18 protein-coding genes are annotated in these 16827 nt (G+C 72.1%); 10 read left to right on the top strand and 8 right to left on the bottom strand.

Annotation, left to right across the window (positions count from 1 at the left end; all coding sequences use genetic code 11):
- The 4 genes from E1262_RS24760 to E1262_RS31850 all read left to right on the top strand — a co-directional run.
- The coding region (locus tag E1262_RS24760) for an ATP-binding cassette domain-containing protein (RefSeq protein ID WP_132106653.1) at nt 1-824 on the top strand (824 nt) is incomplete at its 5' end.
- A 69-nt stretch (nt 825-893) separates the two neighbouring features.
- Nucleotides 894-1319, top strand: coding sequence for an aminoglycoside phosphotransferase family protein (locus tag E1262_RS24755; RefSeq protein WP_203454387.1), 426 nt, complete (start codon nt 894-896; stop codon nt 1317-1319).
- A 70-nt stretch (nt 1320-1389) separates the two neighbouring features.
- Complete coding sequence (locus E1262_RS31055) at nt 1390-2076, top strand: ribonuclease H family protein (protein WP_203454386.1); 687 nt, start codon at nt 1390-1392, stop codon at nt 2074-2076.
- 68 nt (nt 2077-2144) lie between these two features.
- Complete coding sequence (locus tag E1262_RS31850; protein ID WP_275261811.1) at nt 2145-2279, top strand: hypothetical protein; 135 nt, start codon at nt 2145-2147, stop codon at nt 2277-2279.
- Between the two features lie 29 nt (nt 2280-2308).
- On the opposite strand, the gene E1262_RS24745 is transcribed toward E1262_RS31850, so the two are convergent.
- Together E1262_RS24745 and E1262_RS24740 are read right to left on the bottom strand one after the other, a co-directional pair.
- Nucleotides 2309-4867 (bottom strand): polysaccharide lyase family 8 super-sandwich domain-containing protein, encoded by a 2559-nt coding sequence (locus E1262_RS24745; protein ID WP_132106651.1) that lies wholly within the window; start codon nt 4865-4867, stop codon nt 2309-2311.
- A gap of 77 nt (nt 4868-4944) precedes the next feature.
- On the bottom strand, nt 4945-6501 hold the full coding sequence (locus E1262_RS24740; RefSeq protein ID WP_132106649.1) for an amidohydrolase family protein: 1557 nt from the start codon (nt 6499-6501) through the stop codon (nt 4945-4947).
- A 148-nt stretch (nt 6502-6649) separates the two neighbouring features.
- On the opposite strand from E1262_RS24740, the gene E1262_RS24735 reads away from it, so the two are divergent.
- Genes E1262_RS24735 through E1262_RS31840 form a run of 3 tightly spaced genes read left to right on the top strand, consistent with a single transcriptional unit; the run spans nt 6650 to nt 8827 of the window.
- Nucleotides 6650-7303: a class I SAM-dependent methyltransferase gene (locus E1262_RS24735; RefSeq protein WP_132106647.1), complete on the top strand. Its 654-nt coding sequence runs from the start codon at nt 6650-6652 to the stop codon at nt 7301-7303.
- Nucleotides 7304-7356: 53 nt separating this feature from the next.
- Nucleotides 7357-8202, top strand: coding sequence for a DUF222 domain-containing protein (locus tag E1262_RS31845; protein ID WP_162606063.1), 846 nt, complete (start codon nt 7357-7359; stop codon nt 8200-8202).
- Nucleotides 8174-8827 carry an HNH endonuclease signature motif containing protein gene (locus E1262_RS31840; RefSeq protein ID WP_132106645.1) on the top strand — a complete coding sequence of 218 codons (654 nt, stop codon included), beginning with the start codon at nt 8174-8176 and terminating at the stop codon, nt 8825-8827. The genes E1262_RS31845 and E1262_RS31840 overlap by 29 nt, the downstream gene beginning before the upstream one ends.
- Nucleotides 8828-8860: 33 nt before the next feature.
- On the opposite strand, the gene E1262_RS24720 is transcribed toward E1262_RS31840, so the two are convergent.
- The 4 genes from E1262_RS24720 to E1262_RS24705 form a co-directional block, all read right to left on the bottom strand.
- The gene (locus tag E1262_RS24720; RefSeq protein WP_132106643.1) at nt 8861-9466 is read right to left on the bottom strand and encodes a hypothetical protein; all 606 of its coding nucleotides are present in this window, start codon (nt 9464-9466) and stop codon (nt 8861-8863) included.
- Between the two features lie 124 nt (nt 9467-9590).
- Entirely contained in the window at nt 9591-11399 is a 1809-nt protein-coding gene (locus E1262_RS30530) for a pectate lyase family protein (protein ID WP_162606062.1), read from the bottom strand.
- Between the two features lie 100 nt (nt 11400-11499).
- Entirely contained in the window at nt 11500-12225 is a 726-nt protein-coding gene (locus tag E1262_RS24710) for a FadR/GntR family transcriptional regulator (protein ID WP_162606061.1), read from the bottom strand.
- A gap of 138 nt (nt 12226-12363) precedes the next feature.
- Nucleotides 12364-12630 (bottom strand): HPr family phosphocarrier protein, encoded by a 267-nt coding sequence (locus E1262_RS24705; RefSeq protein WP_132106639.1) that lies wholly within the window; start codon nt 12628-12630, stop codon nt 12364-12366.
- A 208-nt stretch (nt 12631-12838) separates the two neighbouring features.
- On the opposite strand from E1262_RS24705, the gene fbaA reads away from it, so the two are divergent.
- From fbaA to E1262_RS24690, 3 genes are read left to right on the top strand one after another with little or no spacing between them, the layout of a single operon-like run.
- On the top strand, nt 12839-13861 hold the full coding sequence (fbaA, locus tag E1262_RS24700) for a class II fructose-bisphosphate aldolase (RefSeq protein ID WP_132106637.1): 1023 nt from the start codon (nt 12839-12841) through the stop codon (nt 13859-13861).
- Complete coding sequence (locus E1262_RS24695) at nt 13861-14280, top strand: DUF3151 domain-containing protein (protein ID WP_203454385.1); 420 nt, start codon at nt 13861-13863, stop codon at nt 14278-14280. Before fbaA ends, E1262_RS24695 begins: the two co-directional genes overlap by 1 nt.
- A gap of 7 nt (nt 14281-14287) precedes the next feature.
- Nucleotides 14288-15574 (top strand): adenylosuccinate synthase, encoded by a 1287-nt coding sequence (locus E1262_RS24690; protein WP_132106633.1) that lies wholly within the window; start codon nt 14288-14290, stop codon nt 15572-15574.
- Here the strand turns inward: E1262_RS24690 and E1262_RS24685 are convergent.
- Nucleotides 15555-16196: a GNAT family N-acetyltransferase gene (locus E1262_RS24685; RefSeq protein ID WP_132106631.1), complete on the bottom strand. Its 642-nt coding sequence runs from the start codon at nt 16194-16196 to the stop codon at nt 15555-15557. The two genes, E1262_RS24690 and E1262_RS24685, sit on opposite strands and share 20 nt — an antisense overlap.
- Entirely contained in the window at nt 16193-16822 is a 630-nt protein-coding gene (locus tag E1262_RS24680; RefSeq protein ID WP_132106629.1) for a TetR/AcrR family transcriptional regulator, read from the bottom strand. Before E1262_RS24680 ends, E1262_RS24685 begins: the two co-directional genes overlap by 4 nt.
- Nucleotides 16823-16827: the final 5 nt, after the last annotated feature.

The raw sequence follows: 16827 nt of genomic DNA, 5'->3' as shown, positions 1-16827 counted from the left end.
TTTATAAGAGACAGGGGGTGGCAGGGTCGGGGAAGAGCAGCCTGATCCGCGGCCACCTGCCGGCGGTCCGGCCCGACGTCGTCATGCTCGACCAGAGCCCGGTCCGCGGGTCGCGGCGGTCCAGCCCGGCCACGTTCACCGGCATGCTCGACCCGATCCGGACGCTGTTCGCCCGCACGACGGGCGCGCCGGCGGCGCTGTTCAGCCCCAACTCCAGCGGCGCGTGCCCGGCGTGCCAGGGCGCCGGGGTCATCTTCACCGACCTCGCGTTCATGGACGGCGTCACGACGATGTGCGAGGTCTGCCGCGGGCGGCGGTTCAAGGACGAGGCGCAGCAGTACCTCGTCCACGGCCGGTCGATCGCCGACGTGTTCGAGATGAGTGTGGCCGAGGCCCTGGAGTTCTTCACCGAGAAGGCGATCCGCACGGTGCTGCGGCGCCTGAGCGACGTCGGCCTCGACTACCTCACGCTCGGCCAGACCCTCACCACCCTGTCCGGCGGCGAACGGCAGCAGCTGAAGCTGGCCAGCGAGCTGGCGGTCGGCGGCAGGTTCTACGTGCTCGACGAACCCACCACCGGCCTGCACCTCGCCGACGTCGAGCACCTCATCGCGCTGCTGCACCGGCTGGTCGACGACGGCAACACGCTGGTCGTCATCGAGCACAACCTCGACGTGGTCGCGGCGGCCGACTGGGTCGTCGACCTCGGGCCCGGCGCCGGCCACGACGGCGGCCGGGTGGTGTTCGAGGGCACCCCCGCCGCCCTGACCACCGACGGATCCACGCACACCGGCGCGTACCTGGTTCGCTACCTCTCCGGCTGAGGGGCGGTTCCTACGATGCCGGGGTGATCACCGACGTACCCGCCGCGCTCGTCGCGTCGTACGGGCGCGATGACGCAGGCCGAGCCTGGCTGGCCGGGCTGCCCCGGCTGCTCGGCGAGACGCTCGAGCAGTGGGGACTGCGTCCGGACGGTCCGCCCGGCAACGGGATGGCGGCGCTGGTCCAGCCGGTCACCCCGGGCCGACGGCACGCCCGCGGTGCTGCGGCTGCAGCCGGTCGGCGAGGAGACCACTGTCGCCGTGCTCGGACTGCGCACGTGGGACGGCGACGGCGTCGTCCGGCTGCTCGACCACGACACCGGCACGGGCGCCATGCTGCTGGAGCGGCTCGACGCCGCCCGGCCGCTGACGTCCGTGGCTGACGACGACACCGTCATGACCGTCCCGGGCGAGCTGCTGGTCCGGCTGGTCGCGGTGCCGGCGCCGGACGCCGCCGACGTCGCGCTCGCGACGGTCCTGCTGCGCCACCGGGCCTAACGGCGCGTGCCGCCCCGGTCTGTCGGCGTCCGCGGGTAGTGTTCCGGAAGTCGTTCTTCGAAGGGAGAGGGTGCCTGTGCTCGCGAAGTTCGCCGGCCGGTGTGGTGCGTGCGGTGGAGACATCCGGCCCGGTGACGAGATCGAGAGCTCGGGTAGCGGCCGCAACCGGGTATGGACGCACGCGGCCTGTGCCGCTGCTCCCACGCTGATCCCGGTGCCGGCCGGCGCCGACGCCGAGCCGGCGCTCGTCCCCGCCGGCACCGCCGGCTCCGCTGCCGCGGCGAAGCCGGCTCGCGCCCGGCGGCCGCGGCCGCCGGCCATGGTGGCGCCCGAGGGTGCCATCGAGGTCTACACCGACGGCGCCTGCTCCGGCACGCCCGGCCCGGGCGGCTGGGCATGGGCCGTCTCGCGCGACCGGTTCGCCTCCGGGTCCGCGCCGAGCACCACCAATCAGCGCATGGAGATCACCGCGGCGCTCGAGGCGGTCCGCGCGCTGTCCGGGCCGCTGGTCGTCGTCAGCGACTCCGCGTACGTCGTCAACTGCTTCCGCGACGGCTGGTGGCGCAACTGGCGGGCGCGCGGCTGGGTCACGTCCACCAAGTCGCCGGTGGCCAACCGCGACCTCTGGGAGCCGCTGGTCGACCTGGTCGAGGAGCGCGGCGACGTCGTCTTCCACTGGGTCAAGGGCCACTCCGGCCACCCCATGAACGACCTCGTCGACGAGCTCGCCGTCGCCGCCAAGGTGGCCCAGTCCTGACAACGGCGAATGAGGCGTACTGTGGCAACCACAAGGGGCTGACCAGGCTCCCCGATCAGGGAGCAACCATGGCCGACAAGTCGCCGCGACAACACCTGTCCAAGAAGGCGGGCAAGTCGCTCAAGGAGAAGCGCGCCGACAAGGCCGCCAAGGCAGACGCGAAGTCCAAGATCGAGATCGTCCCGCCCCCGAAGAAGCGCTGACCCGCCACTTCGGTCCGGGGCGCCGACGGTCAGCCGCGCAGTGTCACTGCGAACGAGTGGCCGTACGCGTGGTGGGTGTCGACGCGGAGCAGGGTGCCGCCCGGGGCTGGGCTGACGGAGACAGCGCGGTCGCCGGCCACCCGGGTCAGCGTCCGGCCCCTCACCAGCACCTCGACCACGTCGCGGTCCATCGTCGGGTCGGACACGGCGATGGTGGTGAGCCGGCCGGCCCGCTTCCGCGCCAAGACCGACGCCGGCCCGTCCACGCTCAGTCCGCCGGCGTCGTGGCGGCCGGAGGTGAACGTGTTGACGCCGGTCAGCCGTAGTCCGGTGTGGCGCACGGCCTGGACGTCGGTCGTGTTCGCGAGCACCTCCAGCGGGCCGCCCGCGTACGCCGTCAGGGCCGCCTCCGTCGCATGCGGGACCATCGCGTAGGCCAGCGCGGCCGGTGCGGCGCCGGCCGGGTGGTCGATCGTCACGCCGAGGACGCGCTTCGTCACGGCGGTGTCCGGGTTCGCGGTACGGACGACCCGGCGGCTGCGGGTGACGGTGTCCAGCGCGACGCGCACCGGCTGCGCCGAAAGGAAGACGTACCCCACGGCGGCGTCCTGTGCCGGGTTCGCGTAGCGCAGCCAGGCGAGGTCGGCCGTGCCGGGCCCGGTCCACGCGTCGCCGGACCGCAGCACGCCGGTCGCCGTCACCGGGTCGGTCGCCGCCGCGATGCGGGCGTCGACGGACGTCGTCACCGCGCGGCCGGCGTTGTCACCGACCCCCGCGGCGAGCACGACGATCTCGTCGTCGAACAGGAACCACGACTTCGTCGCCGTCGCGTTGCGGTAGACGACGAAGTCGTCCGGCAGGATCCCGGCCTGGGCGTCGCGCCAGGCGACGTCGTCGGAGAGCACCATCGCGGCGGTCCCGTACTCGTCCAGCGTCGCGCCGCCGGAGTGGGCGCTGGTGCCACGCGGGAAGTAGACGTAGGTGTTCTGCGACTGCGACGACGACGTGAAGTGCAGTGGGTGGCCGGGGTTGTCGTAGTACGGCGTGCCGTAGAGCTGCGGGATCGTCCGCCGCTCCTCGACCGGCGCGGTGACCCCGGCCAGGCTGTAGGGCGACACCGTCGTGAAGTAGTCGACGCCGAACGCCTGGCTCTGGTCCTGGCCGGACAGGTACAGGTAGTGCGCGCCGTCGCCCTGGAACCACGGCATGAGGTTCTCGCCGCTCATGTACTCGTACTTGCTGATCCGGTCCGAGCTGCGGGCCAGCGCGAACGCGTAGCCGAGGCGGCGGTGCACGGTCTTGTCCATCGCGTTGAACGCGACGCAGCGGGCCGGCGGGTTGAGGTCGGCCGGCGCGACGGTGTCGTCGGCGATCAGGTCGGCGTAGCGCGCGGCGCTGACCGGCGAGACGAACGTCGCCGGGTCCAGCGCCGCCCGGGACGTCGACCGGATGAACTTCACGTAGCCACGGAGCGGAGCCGGGTCCGCCGCGTGCTCCGCGAGGTCGACGACGGCCTCGACCACCTGCGCGACGTCGGTGTACCCCGTCGACGTGCGCGAGACCGACCGGCCTTTGACGATCTCCATCATCCAGCCCTCGAAGATCAGTGGCGCGAACCCGTCGGTCACCCATCGCTGCACGACGGGCACCAGCGCGGCGCCGTCGGCGAACCCGGTCCCGTCCAGGATCTTCAGCGTCTGCACCACGCGGGTCAGCAGCGCCCGCCCGTAGGCGCCGGTGTAGGCGACCGAGTGGTGCTGGATGAACGAGCCGTCCGTGTAGTAGCCGTCGGTGTTGCCGTGCCGCAGGGCGTACGGGTCGATCGTCGCGAAGACGGTGAGCTGGTCCTCGATCGCCTTGCGGATGCGCGCCTCGTCGCCGAGCAGCGCGCCCTGGATCATCCGGTTGGTCGTGATGTCGGCGAGGTTGGCGCCGGTGTGGAACCGCGAGTCCAGGTTCACGTCGCCGTCGATGCCGTTGCGCAGGTAGGCGTCCATCGAGGCGACATAGGTGGTCACGAGGTCGGCCGGGGCGGCGTCGCCGAGGAGCGCCAGCGTCTTCCCGGTGTGCGTCGAGATGCCGATCTCCCACGTGAACCAGTTGCCGTAGTACCCGGCGGACTGGTCGCCGTAGTAGTGGTCGTGCAGCCAGACGAGGCCGTCTTGGACCTGCTGCCTGGTTGCTTGATCGCCGTGGAGGCCGCAGCCAGGGGTGGCCGTGGCCAGGGCGATCTCGTAGAGATGCTGGTAGGACGCGTTGAGGTTGGGGTCGCTGATGCCGAGCGGCAGGCCGGCGAACAGCTCGCCGTCGCCGGCGTTCTGCAGGGCCGTGAGCCAGGTCGTGGCGGTGCGGTCGATGGCGGCGAGCTTGGCGGCGACCGCCGGGTGCGTGTTGACCTCCGGCGTGCCGGCGAAGATCGCGACGGTGTTGGCAAGCAGCCGGTCGGTGCCCGAGGCGGCCGTTGTCGGGCCGCCGGCGCCGGCGCTGCCTGGCGTGACGGGGTTCGCGGCGGCTCTCGGCGGGGTGACGACCGCGGCCAGGCCCGCGGCGGACAGGATCGACAGCACTCGGCGGCGACTGAGCTCCACGGGGCCTCCTCGCAGAGGTCTAGACCTGACAGAGCGGAGTCAAACAGACGAACCGCCCGTCGGCAAGCGCTTGCCGATCACGCAGACAGTGTGCGGCTCGCCGGGCCGTGACAGGCGCAGCCGGCGACGACGGCGTCCGGCGACATCGCGGCGGCCTCGTCGGCGACGCGGTCGAGGACCGCCTGCCGTTCGGCGGCGTCGAGGTATCGGCCGCGAGTCACGACGCCGTCGATGCGCTGCGTGTTGGCGATATCGGCGAGCGGGTCCGCGGCCAGGACGACGAGGTCGGCCGGGGCTCCGGGGGCGATCCGGCCGGCCCGGTGCTTGCCGAGGAAGCGAGCCGGCTCGACCGTCGCGGCGCGCAGCGCGTCCGCTGCCGAGAGTCCCGCCTGGACCAGCTGCCGCAGCTCATCGTGCAGGCTGAAGCCGGGGAACAGGCCGCAGGTGCCGTAGTCGGTGCCTGCCAGCAGCGGGACGCCGGCGGCGTGCATGGCGCCGATCAGCGCGAGCTGGTGCTCGGACTTCGCCGCCCACTCCGCGTCGAGCCGCGGCGTGCGCCCCTTCAGGTACCAGTCGCGCAGCACCATGTCGAGGACGTCGAGCAGGGGCCGCGGCAGGTAGCGGCGCCGTGGGTCGGACGGGTCCAGCGTGCGGGCGTTGTCGAGCGCCTGGTGCATGACCATCGTCGGCACCTGGTGGGTGCCGTTGCGGGCGAAGCGGTCGAACAGCCGGGCCGCCTGATCGCGGTCGTACGTGCGCATCGCCTGGACGTCGATCGGGTGCAGCGCGTTGAACCAGCCGTTGTAGTCGCCGCGGTCGAGCCGGATCCGGGCGAGCTCGGCCCGCAGCCGGCGCTCGTCACGCGAGGCGGCGACGAAGACGGAGAACAGGTGCTCGATGCTCGCCTGGCCGAGGTCGGACGCCTCGGCGATGTGGAGCGCGTCAGGGCAGTGCCCGATCAGCGGGATGCCGCGGCGGCGCGCCTCCGCGGCCATCGCGCGGTAGACCGCGGGCGCGATGCGCGAGTACACCTTGACGGCGTCCGCGCCCTCAGCGACGGCGTCGCGGACCGCCGCGCGCCCCTCGGCCTCCGTCGCGACCTCGACGACGGGCAGCAGGTTCGGATCCCAGAGCGACGGCGCGCCGTCGACGATCCGGCTGGCGATGACCCAGCGCGGTCCGAGCAGCTCGCCCGCGTCGGCCCGGTCGCGCCAGTCGTGCAGCTCCGCCCGTCCGGACATCTCGCGGACCGTGGTCACGCCGTTCGCGATGTAGAGCGCCGGCTCGATGGTGGGGAACGAGCTGTGGACGTGCAGGTCGGCCAGGCCCGGGATCAGGTACGCGCCGCGCAGGTCGACGGCGCGGACGCCCGGCGGGACCGGCACCTGGGCGGACGGTCCGACCTGCGCGATCCGGTCCCCGCGCACGACGACGGTGGTGTCCGGCAGCCGCCGCCCCCGCTCGACGTCGATGACGGTGGCGTGCGTGAAGGCGGCCCCTCGGGAGGGCGCGCCCGTGCCGCCTGATGCGGTGGTGGCGGACGGGGTCGCGGCGGCCCGCGGCGCGACGACGCCCAGCAGGCCGGCGGCGAGGCCGCCGGCGATGAGGTTGCGGCGAGAGGGGGTCGGGTTCATGTGCCCATCGTCTGGCGGGGGAGGTGCGGCGAGCACTCCTGCTGTCCCCCGTCCACCCGGCGGCCAACCCCCGTCTTCGCGCTGGAGACCTCTCCATCGCCGGCCAAGGTGAGTGAGGCTGTCGGTGACGGCGGCTAGCGTCGGCCGCGTGACCGAACCCGCCTTCCTCGCCGCCGTCAGCACGTCCTACGACACCGTCGCCGACACCTATGCCGAGCGCTTCCCGGCGTCCCGGCTCGGCCCGCTGGGCCATGCCATGCTGCGGGCGTTCGCCGAGTTCGTGCTGGCCGATAGCAAGGGCCCGGTCGCCGACCTCGGGTGCGGTCCGGGTGCGGTGACGGCGGTGCTGGCCGATCATGGTCTGGAGGTCTCCGGCATCGACGTCTCGCCGCGCATGATCGAGCTGGCCCGCGCGGCGCATCCGGAGCTCCCGTTCAGCGTCGGCTCCATCACGGCGCTCGACCTGCCCGACGGGCAGCTCGGCGGCGCGCTGGCGCACTTCTCCACCCACCACACGCCGCCCGAGCACCTGCCCGCCGTGTTCGCCGAGTTCCACCGGACGCTCGCCCCGGGCGGCCATCTGCTGCTGGGCACCCACCTCGGCCAGGACGAGCACCTGCGGCCGGCCGAGGCGTACGGCGGCCACCCGGTCTCGTACGAGTGGTTCCTACTGCCCGGCGAGCGCATCGCCGCGCTGATCGCCGACGCGGGCCTGACGATCGTCGCGCGGCTCGACGAACCCCACCCGAGCGGGGGAACCGGCCGGTCGGTCGCCTATTTCCTGGCCCGCAAACCGATCTAGGGCCGCCCAGGCTGAGCTGGTGAATGGAACGCGTGTGCGATAGAATGCTACCTATGGTCGTCATTCTGGACACGAGCACGGAGGCCGCCCTACCCGCCGGGGCAGCGGTGTTCGACGAGTGCGAACCCGGACCCGAGGTGTCGCGCTGGCTCGTGGACGACGAGTTCGTGGCGGTCAGCGAGGCGGTGCCCGCTGCCCGGGTGTCGGTGGTGGCGGCCATCAGGGCGGAACTGGCCCAACTCTCGGTGGTCGATGAACACGGCGCGGCCGGGCTGGCCATCGACCAGCTGAGTGGACAGATCGCGTCATGTCAACGGCTGATGTCGCAGGCGCGGGCGCTGCAGGCCGGATTGGTCGAGGAGCTGGTGTCCCGTCCGGAGCTGGCGCCGGCCCCGTCCTCGGCGGACTACCGGTCGGTGACCTCGGAGTCATGTGCGGCCTTGGAACTGACCGCGCCACTCGCGCTGACGTCCGGGCAGGCGGAGTATCTCGTGGCTGAGTCCGTACAGCTGGTGCGGGACTTCCCGGCCACCCATGCCGCGCTGGCCCAGGACGAGATCGACGAGCGCCGCGCCCGGGTGATCCTGGCCGAGCTGGGCAGGCAGGACCGCGACGTTGCGGAGGCGGTGGAGGCCGCGATCATCGGCCAGCGGGCCGGAGAGCTGAACGCGCGGCAGCTGCGGCGCCGCATCAAGGTCTTGGTCCATCGGCTCGCGCCGCAGCAGGCCGAGGAGCGGCGCGCCCGCGCCGAGGCCGACCGCCGCGTGAGGGTGTGCCCGGCCGAGGACGGGATGGCCTGGGTCGAAGCGCTGATGCGGGCCGAGGACGCCGCCGCCCTCGAGGCCGTGCTCGACGCCGGCGCGAAAGGCTCTGAAGCGGCGCGACGCCGACGCCGGTGACGCGCGGGCGCGCACCTGCGACCAGCGTCGCGCCGACGTTCTGGCACAGCTCGTTCGGGCCGCCCTGGCCACTGGTGAGGTGGGCGACGGGCTCTGGCTGGGTACCGAGCACGGGCGGCTGGTCGCGGTCCAGGTCACGGTGCCGCTCACCACGTTGGCGGGGCTGAGCGAAGAACCTGGCGAGTTGGCCGGATACGGTCCCATCCCGGCACGCGTCGCGTGTGAGCTGGCCGCCGCGGGAGTCTGGCAGTGGCTGGGCACTGACCCGGTGAACGGCGCCGTTCTCAGCCATGGGCGCACCCGCTACACGCCGACTCACGATCTCATCGAGCACGTGCTGCTGCGTGACCGAACCTGCAAGGCACCCGGCTGCGCTCTACCGGCGACGCGCTGCGACCTCGATCACGTCCGTGCCTACGCCTCTGGCGGTGCGACCTGCGCCGGGAATCTGACCCCGCTGTGCCGCAAACATCACCTCATCAAGCACCACGGCCCGTTCATGGTCGACCAGCCCGAGCCAGGCACCCTCCGCTGGACCAGCCCTACCGGCAACACCACCATCGTCGGTCCGGCGAGAGTCGGGCCCGTCCATGATCCGCCGGGGCCCGACGATCCACCTTTCTGACACCGGATGGTGCGGTGAACTCAGGTCGCGTCGTCAGTCGACGACGAACCAGTTGCCGTCCTGGTAGGCGAGGGTGGTGTCGCCGAGCTCGTCGGCGGTGAAGCTGGCGTTGGCGACCACGGCCTCGACCGGGACGATCACCTGGCCGGGCGTGCTGTCGTCGACCAGTTCGGGGTCGATGGTGGCGGACAGCAGCGCCTCTGACTGCTCGGCCGACGGCATGCCGGCCATCATCGCCATGGTGGACTCGCACGGCCCGAAGCCATCGGCTTCGGCCTGCGCCGCGGCGGGCCCGGCGATCTCGCACATGGTCGCGACGTCCTTGGCGCCCAGCGCGTGCAGGAAGGCCTCGAACCGCGCGATCGCGGCCTCTGTGGTCTCCGGCGACCCGGCGCCGTTCGGCGGCGCCGACGGCGTCTCGGTGGCGGTGGGCGTCGACGTGGGGGTCTCCGACGGGGCAGGGCTGGGCGTCTGCGTCGGCTCCTCCGACGGCTCCGACTCCGACGAGGTCGCGGCCGGCGTGTCCGTCCCACCCGCCGACGGGTCCTCGTCGTCGGAGGATCCGCAGCCGGACGCGGCGAGGGCGAGGGCCACACCGGCGGACAGCGCGGCGGCGCGGCGGGCGAAAGAGAACGACATGAGTGACGTCCCAGCAAGAGGCGGCAGAACGCGCGGCAGGCTAGCACGCGCGAGCGACGCGACCGGGGACAATCGCCGAACGCCGAGGAGAGCCGGCCCGCCCGCGCATCGTCACCGACCGCCGCTAGCCCTGCCCACCCACCACGACGCCGTCGGTGTCGGAGGCGAACCGGGACCCTTTGATACGCAGCACGCCGGCGCCGTCGGCGTGCAGTGCACCGCCGCCCAGCGGGACCAGGTTCGCCCCGCCCTCGCCAAGCCCGGTGTTGCCGAACGCGGCGCTGGCGTAGAGGCTGCCGCCGTCGAACGTCATCGTCGCGCCGGCCTCGAAGGTGTTCAACGTCGCCACGACGGAGGCGTCGGCGGTGACCACCAGCCGGCCGGGCGCAGTGCCGGCCACGTCGTTGCCGGTGAACACGTTGCCGGGACCCTCGAACCGTCCGGCGAACGGCCCGGCCGGGGTGCGGAAGTGGTTGCCGGACAGCTGTGCGTGGTCGCCCTTGATCCGGAACGCCGCGCCGGTCGAGGACACGAACGTGCAGTCGGTGAGCTTGAGCCGCACGCCGGCCGGCGGCGCGTTGAGCACGTACTGCGACGCACACTCGGTGACGTGCAGGCCGGTGATGGTGGCGTCGGCGCCGGCCACGAGCACGGCCTCCAGCGCAACGGCGTTAGCGTGCCGGAACGAGCCGTCGGCGACGCGGATGCGGGTGCCGCCGATCCGGATCGCCCGGCCGTCGGCGCCGGTGCCGGTGGTGGCGCCGAACCGGAAGTCCTCGAACGTGCAGGAGTGCGCCTGCTCGCCGATCTCGAAGAAGCGGCGCGCCGTGTTCCCGCCGCGCACGCCGCGGACGTGGCTGTCCCAGACCTTGCGGGTGAAGATGACGAACGACCCGGCGCCGGAGGTGTCGCCGAGTGCGAGACCCTCGAACCGGACCCGGTGTGCGTTGGAGACGACCACGTAGTTGTAGCCGGTCGAGTGGCAGGTGATGTCGCTGAACGTGATGTCGTGGACGTCGGTGCCGCCGAGGTCCTCGGTACTCGTCGTGCCGCCGGGGTAGTAGCTGAGGTCCACGCCGGCGGTCTGGCCCTCGATGCTGATGACGGCGAACGTCGACCGCGGCTCGGTGGCCGCCTCGTACACCGTCACGTCGCGGCAGCGGACGTTCGCGCAGTGGTACTGGAAGGTCAGCGCCTTGCGTCCGATACGGGAGAAGTAGAGATTGTCGATCTGCACGTCGCGGCAGAACGAGCCGCCGAGGCCGTTGTCGTTCGACCCGTTGCTGGTGTCGAGGTGCAGCCCGCTCACCCGGACGCCCTGCACGTAGCGCTGTGGTGGCCCGGCCGGCGTGGACGGCGCCGCGCCGTGGATGCCCAGCAGTTCGCCCGCCCCGCCCGGCCCCGACACCAGGGTGATCCGCGAGCGCAGCCCGTCGCCGAACCAGTGCGTGCCGTCGACCAGCAGGCTGATCGAGTCAGTCGTCAGGTACGCGCCGTCGGTGCCGGGCACGTACACCGTGCCGCCCCGGCGGGCCGCGGCCTGCAGCGCGTCGGTGTCGTCAGTTCCGGTGCCGGTCTCGAAGTCGTAGTCGCCGGCAGCGCCGAGTGCCTTCACGGAGACGACGTCGTCGGCCAGCTCCCACCAGGCGCCGTCGCGCGTGCGCAGGTGCCATCGGTCGGGCTCGGCCGGCGCGGCGTCGAGACGGCGGTACAGCGCGCCGCCGCCGTCGCCGGCCGCAGCGTAGCCGAACGTGCGCAGCGCCCGCACCCGTCCGTTGACGATCATCTGCTCGGCGGCCGCACGCGACGGCACGGACAGCGCCTCGCTGCCGGCCGGATCCGCGGCCGACGAGGGCGCCGCGGCGGCGACGCCCACCGCTCCGGCTCCGGCGGCGCCCAGCAACGAACGTCGGGTCAACGGCGACACGGACATGGCAGCTCCTCGAAGGCAACGATGCGAACGGAAGAGAGCAGGGCGAAGCAGGGCCCGGACCCATGGGGGTCCCGCGCGAACGGTGGTGCGGATCGAACGGCTAGAGCGGCCCGGTGCGGTCCAGCCGGCTCAGGATGGGGTCATAGTGGTCGGACAGGGCGTCGTGCACGGCTGCGACGTCGCCACCGAGCACCGCCCGGTAGATGGCGTCGTGCTGCCGGTAGGTGTCGGCGGGGCGGTCGTCGGCGATCTCCGCGCGCTGCGCCACCGCGCGGCTCATGGTCAGCCAGAACGCGTCGAGCAGTTTGAGTGCGACCGCGTTGCCGGCGTCGGCGAACAACGTGCGGTGGAACCGGCGGTCCTCGTCGAGGACGTCGGCGCCCCGCTCGGACTTCTCCTTCATCTCGCTGAGGATCTGCTCGAGCTCGGACCGGGTGCGGTCGGTCATGTTCCGCACCGCCCGCTCGATGAGGTCGTTCTCGACGGCGCGGCGCACCTCGAGCAGGTCGGCCAGCTCGCTGAAGTCGAACAGCAGGTTGAACGGGAGGTTGTCGATGAGCAGGGACAGCGAGAAGTCCTTGACGAACACGCCACTGCCGCGCCGGGTCTCGAGGATGCCGAGGGACACCAGCCCCTTGACCGCCTCGCGGACGGAGTTGCGGCTGACGCCGAGCTGCTGGGCCAGCGCGCCCTCGGCCGGTAGGCCGTCGCCGGCGCGCAGGCCGTTGGCGAGGATGTAGTCGCGCAGCGCCGTCTGCACGGACTCGTGCAGACTCGGCGGCCGCGGCAGCGCCGTCAGTCGCGTGAGTGGGTCCCCCTGAGCCACGTGAACTCCTCCCGGCATGGCAATGATTTGTAGGATAACCGAGTAATGTCCGAGACCACAAGCGCTGCTGGACCCACCCGATAGACAGCGACGCTGCAGGTGAACGGGCCACCTGCAGCGTCGTGCGAGCCGTTCGGGCTATTCGTCGAGATCGCGTTCGAGCAGCGTCACGAGGGCATCGAGGGCCTGATCGGCCTTGTCGCCGTCGGCGGACAGGATCACCTGGTCACCTTGCTCGACCCCGAGCGTCATGATCGACAGGATGCTGGACGCGTCGACCGGCTCGCCGTCGGGCTTGCGGATCGACACCTTGGTGGGCTGTTCCGCGGCGGCCTTGACGAAGACCGCGGCGGGCCGGGCGTGCAGCCCGGCCTTGCTTGCGACGACTGCGGTGCGCTCGGGCACGGCGTCTCCTCTGCTGAGGTGGTGTGTTGTGCGGGCTCAAGCCTAACGGCCGGTGTGACGAGCACGCTCGTTCGCTGCGCCGGTACGGGCGGTTTCGCGTTACCGGCCCGTTACGGTGAATACTGGGCCTGACATGCGTGCCCCCCGTCGTCGTGGGGCGTGAGCCCGGACGGCTGGGTAGCTGCCGTCCGACCGGAACGGAGCATCTATGCCCATCGCCACTCCCGAGGTCTATGCCGAGATGATCGACCGGGCCAAGGCCGGCTCGTTCGCCTATCCCGCCATCAACGTGACGTCGTCGCAGACGCTGAACGCGGCGATCCGCGGGTTCGCCGACGCCGAGAGCGACGGCATCATCCAGATCTCCACCGGGGGTGCCGAGTACATCTCCGGCCCGACCGTCAAGGATCGCGTTCGCGGCGCCATCGCGTTCTCCGCGTTCGCCTACGAGGTCGCGAAGAGCTACGACGTGCAGATCGCGCTGCACACCGACCACGCCCCGCTCGACGCCGTCGAGCACTGGGTGAAGCCGCTGCTGGCGCTGTCGACCGAGCGGGTGAGGAACGGCGGCGCGCCGCTGTTCAACTCGCACATGTGGGACGGCTCGGCGGTGCCGCTGGACCAGAACCTCAAGGTCGCCGAGGAGCTGCTTGCGCTGGCCGCCGAGGCGAACACCATCCTCGAGATCGAGGTCGGCGTCGTCGGCGGCGAGGAGGACGGCGTCGCCCACGAGATCAACGACAAGCTGTACACCACGGTCGAGGACGGCCTGGCCACCGCCGAGGCGCTCGGCCTGGGCGAGCGCGGCCGCTACATCGTGGCGCTGACGTTCGGCAACGTGCACGGCGTCTACAAGCCGGGCAACGTCAAGCTGCGCCCCGAGATCCTGCGCGACATCCAGCAGGCGGTCGGCGACCGGTACGGCAAGGACAAGCCGTTCGACCTGGTGTTCCACGGCGGCTCCGGCTCCACCGAGGAGGAGATCGGCGCGGCCGTCGACTACGGCGTCATCAAGATGAACATCGACACCGACACCCAGTACGCGTTCACCCGTCCCGTCGTGGGGCACATGTTCACCAACTACGACGGTGTGCTGAAGGTCGACGGCGAGGTCGGCAACAAGAAGGCCTACGACCCCCGGGCCTGGGGTAAGCTGGCCGAGGCCGGCCTGTCGGCGCGCGTCGTCGAGGCGACCCAGCAGCTGCGGTCGGCCGGTCAGAAGATTCGCTGATGTCGGGCGAGAACCTGCTGTCGGGCCCGCCAGAGACGTTGCTGCCCGACGATCCCGCGGCCCGCGAGGCGCTGGAGTCGGGCGTCGACGCCGCGACGGTGGCGGCGGCGCACCCGGCGTACTCGGCGGCGTGGGCCGACCTCGCCGACCACGCGTTCGCGGCCGGCGATCCCGTCACGTCGTACGCGTTCGCTCGCACCGGTTACCACCGCGGGCTGGACCAGCTGCGCCGGCACGGCTGGAAGGGGCACGGCCCCATCCCGTGGGTGCACGAGCCGAACCGCGGGTTCCTGCGCTCGCTGAACGCGCTCGGCCGGGCCGCCGAGGCCATCGGCGAGACCGACGAGGCCACCCGCTGCGCGCAGTTCCTGCGGGACTCCAGCAAAGAGGCCGCCGACACGCTCGGCGCCTCGGAGTAGGGCGCCCATGCCCGCCATCGTGCTCGTCGGCGCCCAGTGGGGCGACGAAGGCAAAGGCAAGGCCACCGACCTCATCGGCGGCCAGGTCGACTACGTCGTGAAGTTCAACGGCGGCAACAACGCCGGCCACACCGTCGTCATCGACGGCGAGACCTACGCGCTGCACCTGCTGCCGTCGGGCATCCTGACGCCGGGGGTCACGCCGGTCATCGGCAACGGCGTCGTCGTCGATCTCGCCGTCCTGTTCGAGGAGCTCGATGCGCTCGAGGCCCGCGGTATCGACACGTCGAGGCTGGTCGTGAGCGCCAACGCGCACCTGATCCCGTCGTACAACCGGACGCTGGACAAGGTGACCGAGCGGTTCCTCGGCAAGCGGCGCATCGGCACCACCGGCCGCGGCATCGGACCCACCTATGCGGACAAGATGGCGCGGGTCGGCCTGCGGGTGCAGGACCTCTTCGACGAGAAGATCCTGCGGCAGAAGGTCGAGGGTGCGCTGGAGCAGAAGAACCAGCTGCTCGTGAAGGTCTACAACCGCCGCGCGGTCAGCGTGGACGACGTCGTCGACGAGCTGATGAGCTACGCCGACCGCCTGCGGCCGATGGTCCGCGACACCGCGCTGCTGCTCGACGAAGCGCTCACCGAGGGCAAGGTCGTCATCATGGAGGCCGGCCAGGCGACGCTGCTCGACGTCGACCACGGCACCTATCCGTTCGTCACCTCGTCGAACGCGACCGCGGGCGGCGCCAGCACCGGCTCAGGCATCCCGCCCACGCGCATCGACGGCGTCATCGCGGTGCTCAAGGCCTACACCACCCGGGTCGGCGAGGGCCCGTTCCCGACCGAGCTCTTCGGCGACGAGGCCGAGCGGCTGCGCAAGGCCGGCGGCGAGTTCGGCACGACGACGGGACGGCCGCGGCGCTGCGGCTGGCTGGACACCGTCATCGGCCGGTACGCCACCCGCATCAACGGCACCAGCGACCTCGTCGTCACGAAGCTCGACGTGCTCACCGGGTACGACCCGGTGCCGGTCTGCGTCGCCTACGACATCGACGGCGTCCGGCACGACGAGATGCCGATGACGCAGACGGAGTTCCACCACGCGATCCCGATCTTCGAGTACTTCGAGGGCTGGGACGACGACATCAGCGGCGCCCGCACGCTGGCCGACCTGCCGCTGGCCGCCCGCCGCTACCTCGAGGCCGTCGAGGACATGTGCAAGGCGCCGATCTCCGCCGTCGGCGTCGGGCCGGGCCGCGAGCAGATCGTCGCCATCAGGGACCTGGTGCGCTGAGGTTTCTGGTCGTCGGGCGGCCCATGGTCCGGCCGCCCGGCGACTGGCGCAGCGTCCGGAACCCCATGCGCTCGTAGAACGCGATGGCGCGGGTGTTCGCCGCGCCTACGCCCAGGTGGACGCCGGGCGCGCCGGCCTCGCGCAGGGCGGCCAGGAGCCGCTTCATCAGCGCCCGGCCCATGCCGTGGCCCTGGGCGCGGGGGAGCAGGTCGATGTGCAGATGCGCGGGATACTCCGCGACGACGGCGGGGTCGACTGTGCGCGACTCGTGCAGCAGCCTGACGTAGTGCGCGTCGCGCGTTCCTGCCGGGAACGAGCCCGGCGGGTACTTCTCGCGCAGCGGCGGCCACCACTCCCGCTCACAGACCCTCTCGAACTCCACCGTGTCGCGCGCGCCGAGCACGTAGCCGGCCGGCGCGCCGAGCACGTAGCCGGCCGGCGCGCCGTCGTCGATGACGAACGCCAGTTCCGGCTCGTACCGCAGATAGGGGCCGACGAAGATCTCGCCGAGCAGCCGCGGGTCGGCGAACTGGCCGGTGGCGTCGTCGCCGTTGTCGCCCGTGCGCAGGCAGATGTCGTAGAGCGCGTCGGTGTCGCCGGGCTCGTACGGCCGGATGATCACGCGGTCGTCCCTTCTCCGGTCAGGCCGCGCAGGGTCATGTCGATGACGCGATCGACGGACGCGGCGAACAGCTCGGGCGCGACGTTGGCCAGCGGGCCGTCCAGCGCCAGCCGGGCGACGCCGTGCACGGCCGCCCACGCCGCGATCTCGGCCAGCGGGCGGCGCTCTGCGGGCAGCCGGCCGGCCGCGACGAGGTCGTCCATCACCTGCGCGACCATGGCGAGGGCGTTGGGCAGGTCGTCGAACGGCAGCGCGCCCTTCTCGCAGAACGCGACCCGGAACAGCCCGGGTTCGGCCAGCGCGATGCCGACGTAGGCCCGGCCGAGCGCCTCCAGCCGGCGGGTCGCGGTCTCGCCGGCGTCGCCGGTGTCGGGGACGGTGGCCAGCCGCGCGCGCATGGCGTCGGTCAATGCCTGGAACGCTCGCTCCTTGACGCCGAGCAGGAGGTCGTCGGCGTTCTCGAAGTGCCGGTAGGCCGCGGTCGGGCTGACCCCGACCTCGCGGGCCGCCGCCCGGACCCCGACGGCGTCGGGCCCGCCCCGTTCCGCCAGCCGCGCGCCGGCGTCGAGCAGCGCGTTGCGGAGGTCGCCGTGGTGGTACGTCGACCGCGTCGTCGGTTCAGGCATCCCGA

The sequence above is a fragment of the Jiangella aurantiaca genome (genome assembly GCF_004349105.1).
Lineage (GTDB): Bacteria > Actinomycetota > Actinomycetes > Jiangellales > Jiangellaceae > Jiangella > Jiangella aurantiaca.
Note: the sequence above shows the minus strand (reverse complement) of the source record. Positions and strands in the feature narration are given on the sequence as shown.

Excerpts from the sequence above, each read along its gene's own strand:
- E1262_RS24740 (WP_132106649.1), bottom strand. The coding sequence starts at position 6,501 with ATGAACCCGACCCCCTCTCGCCGCAACCTCATCGCCGGCGGCCTCGCC.
- fbaA (WP_132106637.1), top strand. The coding sequence starts at position 12,839 with ATGCCCATCGCCACTCCCGAGGTCTATGCCGAGATGATCGACCGGGCC.
- E1262_RS31850 (WP_275261811.1), top strand. The coding sequence starts at position 2,145 with ATGGCCGACAAGTCGCCGCGACAACACCTGTCCAAGAAGGCGGGCAAG.
- E1262_RS24690 (WP_132106633.1), top strand. The coding sequence starts at position 14,288 with ATGCCCGCCATCGTGCTCGTCGGCGCCCAGTGGGGCGACGAAGGCAAA.
- E1262_RS30530 (WP_162606062.1), bottom strand. The coding sequence starts at position 11,399 with ATGTCCGTGTCGCCGTTGACCCGACGTTCGTTGCTGGGCGCCGCCGGA.
- E1262_RS24695 (WP_203454385.1), top strand. The coding sequence starts at position 13,861 with ATGTCGGGCGAGAACCTGCTGTCGGGCCCGCCAGAGACGTTGCTGCCC.
- E1262_RS31845 (WP_162606063.1), top strand. The coding sequence starts at position 7,357 with ATGGTCGTCATTCTGGACACGAGCACGGAGGCCGCCCTACCCGCCGGG.
- E1262_RS24720 (WP_132106643.1), bottom strand. The coding sequence starts at position 9,466 with ATGTCGTTCTCTTTCGCCCGCCGCGCCGCCGCGCTGTCCGCCGGTGTG.
- E1262_RS24755 (WP_203454387.1), top strand. The coding sequence starts at position 894 with ATGACGCAGGCCGAGCCTGGCTGGCCGGGCTGCCCCGGCTGCTCGGCG.
- E1262_RS24680 (WP_132106629.1), bottom strand. The coding sequence starts at position 16,822 with ATGCCTGAACCGACGACGCGGTCGACGTACCACCACGGCGACCTCCGC.